We start from the raw sequence: 13562 nt of genomic DNA on the forward strand, positions 1-13562 counted from the left end.
AAAGTTTCGGTTTTTTTAGCCGTATTAACTAGTTGAATTGAAATGTCACCAATTCTCCCAGCGCAGTTGAAACCAACCGGTATTCCTTCGGTACCACCGTGGGAAATCTTGGTGGACCACTCGCCTCTTCCGACCCTGGTGGCAGCCCATGAAGTTGTTATGTACGCCAATAGCGAAATGCAAAAATTTCTTCGTTATGATCCTGTTGGAAAGAGTCTAACGAGCGTTGTCTTAGTTAACGACCTTGAAGCAATGTTGAAATTTGAATCGCAAGCAACGCTCAGTTTGCCTCTCAAGACGACAATGGCAAAGGTCGACTCTCAGATTCGCGCTGTGATATTGCATTTTTCAGCTGAACAAACAGGTCTTGCTGTCTATGTTCTTGGAAATCGATGCATCGAGAAATTAAGTGAAAGTACTCAGTGCATGTCTAGAGCCACCACCGCAGAGGATGTAGCGGCGAGTGTGCTTCATAACCTTAGCAATGCTCTAAACACGGTTAGTGTCTCTTCCGACCTTCTGCATGCAGGTCTTCGCGATTCGCGTCTTCCCCAGATTGAAAAAGCCATTGGGATTCTGACGGAGCATGAAGATGGCATGACAAGTTTTCTTGGGACCAAGGACGCTGAGGTCATCATAAAATATCTAAGTGCGGCAATTGCAGAAGTTGCAAAAAAGAATGCTGATCTAGTAAACGAAAGCAATGTCGTCCGTGGCACACTTCGTCACATTCATTCTCTGATTAGCACTCAGCAGCGTTACGCCAAATCCACGGGTAGGGCTGAGCCTTGTCTGCTGCAGGAGTTGATCGATGACGCTGCCTCGTTTGTGAGCGCGTCTTGTCAGCGTCATGCTATCTTTTTGACGACCAATGTTGTGGATGCGCCAAATCAAATCGTTGTGGATCGACACCGGGTGCTGCAAATCCTTATCAACCTTGTAATGAACGCAGAACAGTCGCTAAAAGTAAGCGAGCGCATGGACAAAGCGATTTGCATTAAGGCTGCATCGCTTGGAAGTGACTTTTTTTGTATTACTGTTAGTGACAATGGTCTTGGAATTGCGGAAGAAAATATGAGCAGGGTTTTTAGTCATGGCTTTACAACCAAGAAAAACGGTCATGGTTATGGTTTGTATAATTCACACAATACTGCGAAAGCCATGGGAGGCATTTTGAGCTGCAGCAGTTTTGGAATAAACCAAGGTGCTATTTTTCGCCTTGAACTTCCGATAACTCCGGTTGAGAAAGTAGACTAACCCTTATTCTCCGACTATGCCGCATCAAGAAACAGAACAGCGACCCAATGCCTTTGAGAATACAATGGATTCGAAATCACGTATTTTAGTTGTCGATGACAACGAGCAGATTCACAGCGACTTCCAAAAAATTCTCGCACCCCAGTCATCGACAAGTTCGGAGCTTGCCGCTCTTGAAGAAGCCTTGTTTGAAAAACCGACATCCAATGTTCCGGATCTAAGTTTCAAGATCGATTCAGCGTATCAAGGCAAAGAAGCTCTAGGGCTGGTTCGACAGGCTATTCAAGAAAATCAGCCCTATGCGGTTGCTTTTATAGACGTGAGGATGCCGCCTGGTTGGGATGGTATCGAGACGACTTCTGAAATATGGAAAGTTGATCCTGACATTCAAATTGTCATCTGCACGGCGTATTCGGACTATTCCTGGGAACAGATGATTTCCATCCTTGGTCAAAGTGATCGTCTCCTTATATTAAAGAAACCTTTCAATACCATTGAGGTTCGCCAGCTCGCATCGGCATTAACGGAAAAGTGGTATGCCATACGGAGCAACCGGATTTTATTGCATGGGCTTGAAAGCCAGGTGAAGCTGCGAACTCGAGATTTGCAAAACGCTAACGAACAACTGCGCCATGAGATGGAAGAACGGTTGCGAGCTGAACGCAGTTTGAGGCGGACGCAAAAACTGGAGGCCCTTGGCAGACTGACGGGTGGGATCAGTCACGAAATAAATAATCCGTTGAGCTATGTCTTGGCCAATCTGGATTTTTGTCAAGTAGAGTTGACTAAACTGAAGGAACAATGGCGTGAGATTGATGTAGACGAGTTGTGTGAGGTGATTCAAGAAGCTATCGAGGGTGGCGAACGCATTAAGAAAATTATTCAAGATGTACAAGCTTTTTCTCGCTATGAAGAAGGTGATACTACCGAAGTTGACGTTGTTTCTACCATGCAAGGAGCGGTTAAGCTTCTGCACAATCAACTGCACCATCAAGTGCAGCTTGTAACCGATTTTCAAGAGGTCCCACTTGTGATGGCTGATCGGTGGCGTCTTGAGCAGGTTTTTGTTAATCTTATTGTTAACGCTTTAAAAGCGATGGAACAAGACAACCCTAACAAAGAAATCCGTCTGACGATACAAACTCGGCAGGACGGCAATGTTGTTGTTGAAGTCTGTGACAATGGAGTCGGGATTCCCGAGGAAGTCATGAGCCGTATTTTTGATCCGTTTTTTACAACACGCGATGTTGGAGAAGGTACAGGGCTTGGGTTGTCTATTTGTCGTACGATAATCAACGGTTTTCAGGGCGAGATAGAGCTAATCAACAATGCCAACAAAGGCGTATCGGCGGTAGTTACTTTGTTGCGTGCGCAAGAATCTGAACGAAAAGTGGGTGCTGAACAAGGACTTGTGGAAGGAAAGGATTTCGAAGAAATGGAAAAGCAAAGTGCCAAAGCCAGCATTCTGATTGTCGATGATGAAGAAAATGTAGGAAGAGCTCTGAAGCGTTTGTTGTCCGGCTACGATACTCAAGTAAGCACGGACGCGAAAGAAGCGCTGGATTTGTATAAACATGACCATTTTGATTTGGTGCTTTGTGATCTTATGATGCCAGGAATGAATGGTATGGATTTATTCCATGAGCTAGAGAAATTGGGTTCCGATCACGCAGATCGCATGGTTTTTGCTACCGGCGGTGCGTTTACCCCGGCGGCAGAAAATTTTCTGAAATCAATACCGAATCCTTGGCTGCAGAAACCTTTTGCAAAAGACAAAACCATCGATTTGATTGAAACGCGTCTTTCGTCGTTGAGAGCAAGCTAAGGGGCTTTTGTATTGGGCATTCGCAGAGGATAGCCGGGCTGGCCACATTTGTATTTATCAACGGTGAGCAAAGCCGCTTTACCGCGATAGTATTTCAGAGGTATATAGGAAATAGCGCCTGGGATTTTGGCTATGACTTTTTCTAGCAATAACAGCGAAGGAATTGTCCTGATCGATCGAGCGTTTCCACGAATTTTTTGATCGACCCAAAAGCGACCAGCTTCTTCTGGGCTCATGTTTAGGACCGCTCTGTCAAAAGCAACGCGTATTGAGTTTCCTGCCGGCAGGTTGAAGGGACGAATGCGAACTCCAGATGGAGCATTGTTGGGGTTGGCTATGAAAATGTCGCGTAAAAGAGAATGAGATACCGACGAGAGTTTTGTTGTTTCTGAAGCGATAACACATAGGGCTTCATCGTTATGGTCGCCGGCGTTTGCGTCTTTTACTCCTAGAAGCAAAGTTAATGTGACGACGAGTATTTGAATTAGCAATGGCAATTGAACTCCTTAGAAAAACCAAGCCACTTGAAATGAAAGTCCGTTTAGTGGGGCTCCAAATACGGTATCGGATGGTGCGCCCGGTAAAACAACACGGATGTACTCTCCTTTCAATACGACGTTTGGGATCGGTCGTATATTCAATCCAGCGATTAGTATGACAGTGCGTTCTGAGATTTTTGTCCCCGAATTGTAGAGTTCCCCACTTACATAAGGTCGTATCCCAAACCATGGCAGTTCATACATGGTGATGAGATAGGAGCCCCATGCTCGGCGGTTCGAAGCGTATGCTCCAGGATAGACTTCAGGGCGTTTCCCGTTCTTATAACTTAGCTCATTAACAACCGCCTCTGCTTGAAAGAGCCAGGGGCCTAGCGTCCATCGAGCATCGGCTGCCATCGAGAACTCGGTGAATTGTTCATTGAGTGGCCGTCGAACCGCAGCATCAATGGTACTCAGTACAGCTCCGCGGTCTGTGTACTCGCCCCAGTAGCCTGAAAGGCCAAGTTGCAGATCACCCAACCACTGTCCCCTAAGATACAGACGGCCGCCCAACGCCTTGTTATTGTCGAGATCCTGATACGAATCGACTGGTCCACGACCATTGGATACCGTCAGATGGTAACCTACGGTTGTATGGCCCATGGAGCTTGAGCCAAGCAGCTGTAGTCCCGTCTGGCGTTCAGGAAAGAGCTGCTCTCCGATAATGTATGGTCGATTTATGGTAATTACCGTAGGCGAGCCGTGATCGACGTTCCAGATGCCGTAAGGTGTGAGCCAGATGCCCGCACGTAGGGTGGCCATTGGATGGGCTGTATATTCGACCCACGCCCGCTCGATTTCTACCCCTCCCCAACGCAATGGCCTGTTCGTCTCGCTGTAGTCTGCAACCGAGGTGTTTTGTCGGTTGGCTGTACCGGATGGCGACAGGGTACTTGTGTCTAGTGCACCGTTTGGCAGTAGCAAAAAACGAATCTCAGATAAGCTTCGCCAATTTTCTGCTAACTTAGCATCAAGATAAAGATTTAGATTTCCAAGTGCAAAACTGGAGTATGGATCGTGAACATTGGACCACGAATCGGCACTGTCATAAAGCGGCACATTCAAAGTAAAATCGGAAAATCCGTACAACTGCAATGACGGTTCGTTTTCCTTGTAGGCCTCAAGCGACGAAGCCTCGGCAAGAGCGACTTCGTCGAGTAATAATTCATCTGTGTTCCGCTCGTCGATATCTACATCAACGCTGTCATCGTTAAGCTTTTTTGAAGAGCTTTCTTCCTTTTGTTTGGCGTCGGTCTGTTTGACGTCCCCCGAAGGAGTGGAGGGCTTATCCTCGGCCGGCTGCTTCTGAGACTCTTTTTTTACTGTCTCATCCTGCGCCGCCAAGCTCTGATCTTGTGCTGTTGCAATCGAGCTTTGAGTGATCAGAACGAAAACACCGGTACATAAAACGGAATTTCTACTGAGGTTCTTTTTCATTCGATCGTTTCCTTAGATTTTCCATGGCTCGCAACTTACCGTCACATTATCAACGGGGCGTTTGCAGTAGTTGGTCGTTGCAGTTCGCTCGCATATATAGCCCTCAGTTAACTCGCAATCTTCATCTGTCGTGCATCCTGAAACGGTGCAGTAGCCACTGTCAGCTCCCTCCGGTCTAAAACAATAACTGTAAATCGGATCCGCGCACCCCTCGGTCTCATTGCATTCTGTGCCCAAGGCTTCAGCAAAACAGGCACAGCTCAGAGGCGATCTTTGAAATCCATCTAAGCACTGGCAACTTGAACCAATTGCGATTTCATTTTCACCGCATGGGATACAGCCGTCGTCTCCGAGCACCTCAGCAGGCGGGCAGGAACAAAGGCCGTATCGATCCAGTATTTGCCCTGCTTCACATCGCTCGTTGTTGTCCACCAAGCATGACAGTGCGAGCAGAATCACTACTAAAAAACCAACTGTTTTCAGCCAAGGTAAATGGTTCATCATCACTCCAAACATGTTGTGTGAAACAAAGTTAATTTATGCTCGTGGACCGTTTGTGTGACCAAAGAAAAATTTTCAGTTTGGTGGCTCAATGGGAAGTTCCAGGTGAAATATAGCCCCCTGTCCAATACCTTTGCTATGCATGGTGAGGTCGCCGCCAAGTTCTTTGGCGGCATTTGCGCTGTTGTGCAGACCAAAACCGTGCCCTCCTACTTTTGTTGTAAAACCATAGTTAAAGATTTTCATTGCAACCTGTGGATTGATGCCAGTGCCCGTGTCTTCGACCTCTAGCGCAACAGACTGATCCGAGCTCGCAGTTCGTATGGTGATAGACCGTTTGTCTTTGTCAATGTCCATAAGTGCATCTCGCGCGTTGCTAAGCAAGTTGACGACAATTTGGAAAACTTTGTGCCGATCAATTGAAATAAATTTCTCATCATGAAACTCTTTTTGCACGGCGATATGATGCCGTTTGAACGACGAGGAGTTCATACGTAACACTTCCTCAACCAGTAAGCTGATTTTGGTGTTTTCGACTGCTCCAACGACTGCTTTTGCATGAGCTTGTTGTTGCGAGACAATCACTTTTACATGGTCGATGTTCGATTGCAGGGATTTGAGCTCCTCGTTAATGTTCATCTTCTCCTCGCCGAGCGATTGATCAACTAGCTTTAGAAGCCGAAACATCTTTTTTTCGCGCTCCTCATCCCTTGCTCGTTGTTGTCGGTCGCTGTCTTGTTGCTCAAGAGCAGACACAATTTGGTGCAGAGTAGAGCTTTTTGATTTGTCCAACTTTTCTTTGATGAGGTTTGCGGAAACATTAATGCTGTTTAGGACATTGCCTACGTTATGGAGCACACACACCGCCACGTCAGCCATGCCTGCTTTGCGGCAAGCCTGAACGAGTTCAGTCTGGATTTTTTGCATTTTTATAAGGTTTATTTCGAGTTCTTCGTTTGCAGTTTGTAAATCAGCGGTTCGCTTTAGGACCTTGTTCTCAAGTGTGACGCTTAATTCCCGAAAACTCTTTAGACTTGACTCCGTTAGTTTTACAATTGGCCCGACATAAAAGCGTACAAAAGCCAGACTGAGTACAAGAGCAAACGCACAGCCCAGCGCAATCAGGAGTATGAAGTTTTCCAAAGCTAGATTTCCGACGTTCAGGCGTGCTTTGGAGACGGCTACTGCTACTTTCCCTATTTTGACGCCTTCAATTACCGAGAACTTCCGAGCGATGAAGTAATGCTCTGTTTCATGAAAATCTTTTTCATCGTTCATAAAGCTGCGCCAATCGAGCTCTCTAGGCCATTTTCCTTGGTGCCACAGGGCCTCGTTATCCTCGTTTAAGACGACTACAGCGACCACGTCTCCGGGGCTATTAAGAAGGCGATAGGCTTGGTTTACCGCATGGATGTCCATGGCAGCTATTCCGTAGTCCGCCCGCATGGCCATCTCTTCGGCGAGTTGCAACGTTCGCCATTTTAGATCTTTACGCACTTCCTGATTGATGGCCTCAATGGTGTTTCTTGCGAACAAGAGAAAAAGGCTAGTGACACCTAGGATGAGTATTGTGTTGAACACAATTAGGGTGACACTCAATCGCGTGCTCGATAGCAAGCGTGATGTGTGACTGCCTTCTGAGCTCATTCGCTTCGAGTTAAACAAAAAATCCTTCTTTCCTCCGTGTAGAACGGTAGTTAGCGTTAAAACTTGAATGATTTTGTTGTTTTGTTCTCATGATGCATGGCCTTAACCTGTCGGTCGGTGTGCTCATGCCATCACGGAAGTGTTTTTGAGGACTATTTTGCAGCTAAGAGCCTTGCTGTCTTGCTACACGCTATTGGCTAACCGTTGTGAGCGATGTTGGCCGCTTGGCTTAAAATGCCACTGGTGACGCGTAGGCGTCGTGATAGTTCACGGGCTATATTGGTAATGAGCGCTGCATAGGTGCGCATGTCACGATCAAATATAAGAGTGCGTATTTGCTGTGCGCTCAAGGGAAGTAAAATGCTTGGCGCGAGAGCTCGCACAGAGGCAGAACGGGGCTGAGGGTCAAGCAACGACATTTCACCAAACCAGCCGCCGGGTCCGAGCATGGCAACACGGACAAATTGATTGCCTTTGTCAAGACTCTTAACGACTTCGAGTTCGCCACTTAGGACGACATAAAGCGAAAGATCTTGCTTTCCTTCGGATACGATTTCCACACCCGTTTCGATAGGCTGAGGTTTGAGTTCACTTTCCAGAATCGCCAAAGTCTCTTCATCAAAGTTATGAAACAATGACAGTCGCGATAGCGTTGCCCGGGTTATTGCAAAATGCTCTTTGGTATCTTCTCTTAAGTACATGTCCATAGGGTTTCACCTAGCACCATGTTATCGATAAGACGGGTTTGACCCAAATAGCCCGCGAAGGCCACGACAGCACCTTTGAATGCCGAACCTGACAGTTCCGTCATGTTTTCCGGATCAAACATGCCAAAATAGTCTATTTTGTCCATGTTTTCTTGCAAAATAACTTTAGCCTGCGCCAGGGCTTTTTGAGGGTCTTTTTGCCCGACTGCAAAGGCTTTCGCTGTTTCAAGCAGTGCTTGGGGAATTGCACAGGCTCGTTTGTAAGCTTTTTCATCGAGGTAGGCGTTGCGCGAAGAGAGCGCTAAGCCGCGTCTGTCTCTCACAATGGGCGCAGCGATCAGTGATACAGGAAGGTTGAGATCCTGGACCATGCGTTCAATGATCTTGAACTGTTGATAGTCTTTGCGTCCAAAGACTGCAGTGCACGGACCGCAAAGATTGAATAGTTTTAGAACAACTGTGCAAACACCATCAAAATGACCAGGTCGAAATTGACCTTCAAGGACCGTGGCGAGTTTTGGTACACTTACGGTGGTTTGATAGCCTTGTGGGTACATGGATTGCACAGTAGGCGCAAAGACCGTATCCACGCCCGCGTTTGTGCACCGTTCAAGATCCTTGTCCAGTGTTCTCGGGTAGAGGGCTAAGTCTTCTTTTGGGCCAAATTGAGTGGGGTTAACAAAGATACTCACCACGCAGATATCGGCTTGCTCTTTTGCGAGGCGAACAAGTTCGAGATGGCCATGGTGCAATGCTCCCATCGTAGGAACGAAGGCAATACTCTTTCCTTCGATGCGTTGATGGTTGCAGCGTTGATAAAACTCGTTAGCTTCCCTAACGAGGGTGGTCACGTATCACTCACGATGTGCAGATTCGGCTTTGAAGGCGACGGCTCGGAAGGTTCTTTTTTGTTTTTTTCGTAGGTGTGTTCCATCTCCGGAAAACGACCGTGTTGCACATCGTCGATAAAGCGCGCAGTGGCTTTGATTCCCTGCTCAAAAAAATTGGAATAATGCTTGACGAAACGAGGCGCAGGATCAGGGCTGAGGCCCAATAGATCGTAGCCAACAAGAACCTGTCCATCGCAAGTTGGGCTTGCACCGATCCCAATCGTTGGAATGTCGAGACTCTCGGTAATGGCTTGTGCCAAATCTTCTGGCACAGCTTCGATGACAAGTGCGTAGGCTCCAGCGTCTTGAATGGCTTTGGCGTCTTGAATAATTGAGTCGGCCTCTTTTGGGTCACGACCTTGTACACGAAAGCCGCCGTAACGATGGACGCTCTGCGGCGTGAGCCCAACATGGCCCATGACTGGAATGCCTGCATTGACCAAGGCTTCAACGGTTTTTGCGCTTCTTAACCCACCTTCGAGTTTGACGGCTTGGGCCTGGCCTTCAGAGAGACAACGCCCCGCGTTGCGTAGGGTTTGTTCGGTCGAAAGATGATAGCTCATAAAGGGAAGATCGGCGACGAGATGCGCGCGATAGCTTCCACGTGCGACGGCTTTGCAGTGGTAGATGATTTCATCGATACTAACGGCTAGGGTGTTTGGATGGCCTTGAATCACCATTCCGAGCGAATCACCCACAAGCAAGGCATCCACGCCCGCGTCGTCAAAAATACGCGCAAAGGTTGCATCGTAGGCGGTGACCATAGTGATGCGAGTATTGTTTTTACGCTGGGATAGTTCAGGGGCACCAAGGCGTGAGTTCTGCTTGGCTTTTGTAGCTGGCTGGTTCATGGAATGCTCTGCCATCGATCGCGGCCGAAGTAAGTTTCGGTCCCCGTCTAGACACGGCCTAGACTACCATAATTGTCAAGCTCTTCAACGACCGGAGAGGGGGCGTTCAATTAAGCGATGAATTGCTTAATGTGCCGAGATTTTTTCTATTTGCTGGAAGACGATGGCGGGGTTATCTTCGCAAGCTTGTTTATGGGGGCTGCTCTAAGATGATGGATCGAGCCAGTTCCTTCTAAGAGGGAACGTATCTCCATGGTGAAAAAAAAGCAGTCCACTGCACCAATAAAAAAAGTCATCGGGTGGCGTGAGTGGCTGTGTTTGCCGGATCTTGGTGTGCAAAGCATCAAAGCCAAGGTCGATACCGGAGCGCGCAGCTCCTCGCTGCATGCTTTTGATGTTTCCATAGAGCAAAGCCCGGAGGGGCGACTGGTTAGCTTTAAAGTGCATCCTATTCAGCATGATTCGAAAAGCACCGTAAGCTGTCGTGTTCCTTTATTTGATCAGCGATGGGTTCGTAGCTCTAACGGTAAACGAGAGTATCGTCCAGTGATTCGAACAACGGTTGAATCATGGATGAACAATGGTTGATTGATTTGACTTTGACTTCCCGAGATGTCATGGGCTTTCGAATGTTGCTTGGACGGGAAGCCATTCGAAAACGTTTTTTAGTGGATGCTGGTCGGTCCTTTCTTGGTGACGCGACTAGACTTTTCCAAGCTAGGCAAAGCGAGTTATGAAGATAGGGATTCTTTCTAGAAAATCAGAATTGTATTCAACTCAACGTTTGGTTGAATCAGCCCAGTCGCGTGGACACGAAGTACGCGTCGTTGACTATTCGCGTTGCTACATGAATATCACCTCGCTACGGCCGCAAGTGCTTTATGGGGGCGAGGCTCTTCATTTTGATGCAGTGATTCCGCGTATTGGAGCATCGCTTACCTTTTATGGTACGGCTGTGGTGCGGCAGTTTGAGATGATGGGAGTCTATTCTTCAAACACCTCCCAGGCGATTTCCCGTTCGCGCGACAAGCTTCGCGCGCTTCAGCTTTTGGCACGCGAGGGGATTGGCTTACCTGTCACCGGTTTTGCGCGTTCGACAAAGGACGTTGACGGCCTGATTAGCGTTGTTGGCGGAGCGCCGCTTATTGTGAAGCTTCTTGAAGGCACGCAAGGCGTGGGCGTAGTGTTAGCTGAGACCCTTAAAGCAGCGGAATCGGTCATTGGTGCCTTTCGGCAGTTGGACGCAAACATTCTGGTTCAAGAATTTATAGCTGAGGCTGGAGGGGCAGATGTGCGGGCCTTTGTCGTCGGCAACAAGGTCGTTGCATCGATGATGCGCCAAGGGCCGCAAGGTGAGTTTCGATCCAATCTGCATCGAGGCGGCACGGCTATGCATGTAAAGCTGACGCCCGAAGAGCGAAGCACTGCAGTGCGATCCGCCAAAACGCTTGGCCTTCGCGTGGCAGGTGTCGATATGCTGCGCTCAAACCATGGGCCTCTGGTCATGGAGGTTAACTCATCACCCGGCCTTGAGGGCATCGAAGAGGCGTGCGATAAAGATGTCGCTGGCGCAATTATCGAACACATTGAACGACATGCCAAACCCGGTAAAACCAAAGACCGCATCCAAGGTTGAGTCAGCGCCCTTTTACATGGGTAGCGATGTTATCAAAGCTGGTAGCATGTCTCGACTTGAGCTTGCTGTAGCCAATCTGCCCACGGGTAATAAAATTTCCTTGCCGGTGGCGGTTCTTCACGGCAAAAAACAGGGACCCTGTATTTGGCTTAGCGCAGCGGTTCATGGCGATGAGCTCAACGGCATTGCGGTGATTCAGTCCGTGGTGGACAGCATTGACCCAAAGAAATTAAGTGGAACGCTAATCGCGCTTCCGGTGATCAATGTGTTTGGTCTTATTAATCATTCTCGGTATTTGCCCGATCGACGGGATCTAAACCGAAGTTTTCCAGGCTCTTTGCGTGGATCACTTGCTTCACAACTCGCTGATTTGTTTGTCCGTGAGGTCATGCGCCGTTGTGATTTCGGGATTGATATCCATACGGGGTCGGGTGGTCGTTGCAATCTTCCACAGATCCGAGCGGATCTCGACGATAAAAAAACGGCTCGGCTTGCAAAGGCATTTGGGGCACCCGCTACGATTCATGCGCAACTGCGTCGTGGCTCGCTTCGCGCCGCTGCTGTTGACCTCGGTATACGTACTCTTTTGTACGAAACAGGAGATGCTTACCGCTTTGATAAAAGCGGTATTCGTTGCGGCATCAACGGGATCTTAGCTGTGATGAAATCGCTTGGCATGCTTGAGCAGGCCCCGGAGAACAGGGGGAGCAAGTCCTTTGTTGCTCAATCGAGCACTTGGGTTCGGAGTAAGCGTAGTGGCTTTTGCGAGCTTGCCGTCGAGCTAGGAGAATACGTCAAAAGTGGACAGCAGATAGCGTCAGTGTTTACGCCTCTTGGCAAGGAGCGATCACGTATGCGTGCTGAGAGTGACGGGATGGTCATTGGTATCCAACGCCATGCATTGGTCAACAAAGGCGATGCGATAATTCACATCGCTGAAAGAATAAAAACTTAGTTATTGAGCTCTAAGTTTGCCCAGCAGTTCATGACATTGCAAGCCGAGTTCCGACTCTTCGCCAAGAAGAGCGGTAGCGCGCTGCAATGCTTTTTGGGCTTCGGCATTGGCATTGAGTTCGTGAAGCAGTTGACCGAGCTTGGCGTAGTAGCGTCCGTGGTTTTTGGTGTCACTACCTTCGCTAAGCAAGCGATATAAGTCTGCAGCGCGCTGCAGGTTGCCTTGTTCTTCCAGAAGTTCCGCCAATTGGCTGGTCGAGCCTGGTGGCAGGTCGATATGTCCGCGGGCGATCAGCTCTTCGACCATGCGCTCAAAGTTAGCAATGGCTTCTTCTTTTTTACCCATCGCAGCCAGATTCATTCCAAGTTCAATCCACACTTGAACATTCGGCTGGACGTCGTCCATCATTTCTAAAACGGTTTCAAGGATTTCAATCGCCTCAAGGTGATGTTCTTTGTCGCGCAGAAACGCAGCAAGAGCCATGTAAGGTCGAGGGTCGTCATGAAGCGCATCCATGGCATTTTGAAGTTCCTCGACGACTCCTTCAAAATCATTGGCATCGTTGGCAATTCTTGCGAGCTCCATGTGAGCGCTAAGTCTGGTTTCCTGACCAGAGCTTTGGGGTAATCGCTGCAAAAACAGACGAAATGCTTCTTTTGCTTCGTTATCTTGCTCGTTCAGGAGCCTTAGTCGACCAAGTTCGAAGAGTAGGTAGACAGGATGCTCTGCGTCTTTGGCCAGAGCTTCAAAATAGCTCAAGGCATCCGAAAAGCGTTCTTCGTGAAAAGCGCGCAAACCTTCTTCAAAGTCTGAACCGTAGCCATTGTACTCAGCTTGCTGCGCATCGTCCCATGCGCTTTGCATAATCTGAACTTGTTCGTGCACGGAGGGAGGAGCCCCAACGACGCTCGCGACGGCAGCTTGTTTTTCAAGTGACTCCAAAAGAAGCTGCGCCTCATTGATGTTCTCTGGGGTAGGGCGAATCTCTTGCATGGCGTGGAGCTCTTCGACGGCCAGATCGACGTCTCCCTGTTCAATGAGGCGGTTTGCTTCGGTAAGTCGTTGCTTGCCAATCGCCGTTGCACAGTTTTGGATGGTGCCGCGGATGGTTTCATTGAGCTGGACCGAACCCTGTTTGTTGGCGCGAAGCGCTTTTTCAAGAAGTAGTTTTGCTTCGCCAAAGCGTGCTTGACTGATGAGTTGCTCCGCTTTTTGCAACAAACTTTCAGAGCATTGCTTGGCGAAAATCTTTCCGAATGAAAACATGAATACCATCTCCTAGGTTGCGAATAGTCTGCGATAGTTTGACCGAAAGGA

12 protein-coding genes and 1 pseudogene are annotated in these 13562 nt (G+C 48.4%); 5 read left to right on the top strand and 8 right to left on the bottom strand.

Features of this window, described 5'->3' with window-relative positions:
* Positions 1-42 precede the first annotated feature (42 nt).
* On the top strand, positions 43-1257 hold the full coding sequence (locus IPJ88_09190; protein ID QQR91849.1) for a hypothetical protein: 1215 nt from the start codon (positions 43-45) through the stop codon (positions 1255-1257).
* Positions 1258-1273: 16 nt separating this feature from the next.
* On the top strand, positions 1274-3082 hold the full coding sequence (locus IPJ88_09195) for a response regulator (GenBank protein QQR91850.1): 1809 nt from the start codon (positions 1274-1276) through the stop codon (positions 3080-3082).
* On the opposite strand, the gene IPJ88_09200 is transcribed toward IPJ88_09195, so the two are convergent.
* The 7 genes from IPJ88_09200 to panB all read right to left on the bottom strand — a co-directional run bounded on the left by IPJ88_09200 (position 3079) and on the right by panB (position 9654).
* A complete protein-coding gene (locus IPJ88_09200; GenBank protein QQR91851.1) occupies positions 3079-3579 on the bottom strand; it encodes a hypothetical protein in 501 nt (166 codons plus the stop codon). The genes IPJ88_09195 and IPJ88_09200 overlap by 4 nt on opposite strands.
* A 9-nt stretch (positions 3580-3588) precedes the next feature.
* Positions 3589-5058, bottom strand: a complete 1470-nt coding sequence (locus IPJ88_09205) for a hypothetical protein (protein ID QQR91852.1) — start codon at positions 5056-5058, stop codon at positions 3589-3591.
* Between the two features lie 12 nt (positions 5059-5070).
* Complete coding sequence (locus IPJ88_09210; protein ID QQR91853.1) at positions 5071-5562, bottom strand: hypothetical protein; 492 nt, start codon at positions 5560-5562, stop codon at positions 5071-5073.
* A gap of 72 nt (positions 5563-5634) precedes the next feature.
* Positions 5635-7224: a GHKL domain-containing protein gene (locus IPJ88_09215; GenBank protein QQR91854.1), complete on the bottom strand. Its 1590-nt coding sequence runs from the start codon at positions 7222-7224 to the stop codon at positions 5635-5637.
* 179 nt (positions 7225-7403) lie between these two features.
* Complete coding sequence (locus IPJ88_09220; protein QQR91855.1) at positions 7404-7907, bottom strand: cyclic nucleotide-binding domain-containing protein; 504 nt, start codon at positions 7905-7907, stop codon at positions 7404-7406.
* Complete coding sequence (locus tag IPJ88_09225) at positions 7898-8764, bottom strand: pantoate--beta-alanine ligase (protein QQR91856.1); 867 nt, start codon at positions 8762-8764, stop codon at positions 7898-7900. Before IPJ88_09225 ends, IPJ88_09220 begins: the two co-directional genes overlap by 10 nt.
* Positions 8761-9654 carry a 3-methyl-2-oxobutanoate hydroxymethyltransferase gene (panB, locus tag IPJ88_09230; protein ID QQR91857.1) on the bottom strand — a complete coding sequence of 298 codons (894 nt, stop codon included), beginning with the start codon at positions 9652-9654 and terminating at the stop codon, positions 8761-8763. Before panB ends, IPJ88_09225 begins: the two co-directional genes overlap by 4 nt.
* 252 nt (positions 9655-9906) lie before the next feature.
* Between panB and IPJ88_09235 the strand changes: the two are divergent.
* From IPJ88_09235 to IPJ88_09245, 3 genes and pseudogenes are all read left to right on the top strand, one after another.
* Positions 9907-10391 (top strand): annotated as a pseudogene (locus IPJ88_09235) (ATP-dependent zinc protease).
* Entirely contained in the window at positions 10388-11290 is a 903-nt protein-coding gene (gene rimK, locus IPJ88_09240) for a 30S ribosomal protein S6--L-glutamate ligase (GenBank protein ID QQR91858.1), read from the top strand. Before IPJ88_09235 ends, rimK begins: the two are co-directional and overlap by 4 nt.
* A gap of 16 nt (positions 11291-11306) precedes the next feature.
* Positions 11307-12245 carry a succinylglutamate desuccinylase/aspartoacylase family protein gene (locus IPJ88_09245; protein QQR92007.1) on the top strand — a complete coding sequence of 313 codons (939 nt, stop codon included), beginning with the start codon at positions 11307-11309 and terminating at the stop codon, positions 12243-12245.
* Here the strand turns inward: IPJ88_09245 and IPJ88_09250 are convergent, their stop codons facing one another.
* Positions 12246-13511: a hypothetical protein gene (locus IPJ88_09250; GenBank protein QQR91859.1), complete on the bottom strand. Its 1266-nt coding sequence runs from the start codon at positions 13509-13511 to the stop codon at positions 12246-12248.
* Positions 13512-13562 lie beyond the last annotated feature (51 nt).

The organism is Myxococcales bacterium, from assembly GCA_016699535.1.
GTDB lineage: Bacteria > Myxococcota_A > Polyangia > Polyangiales.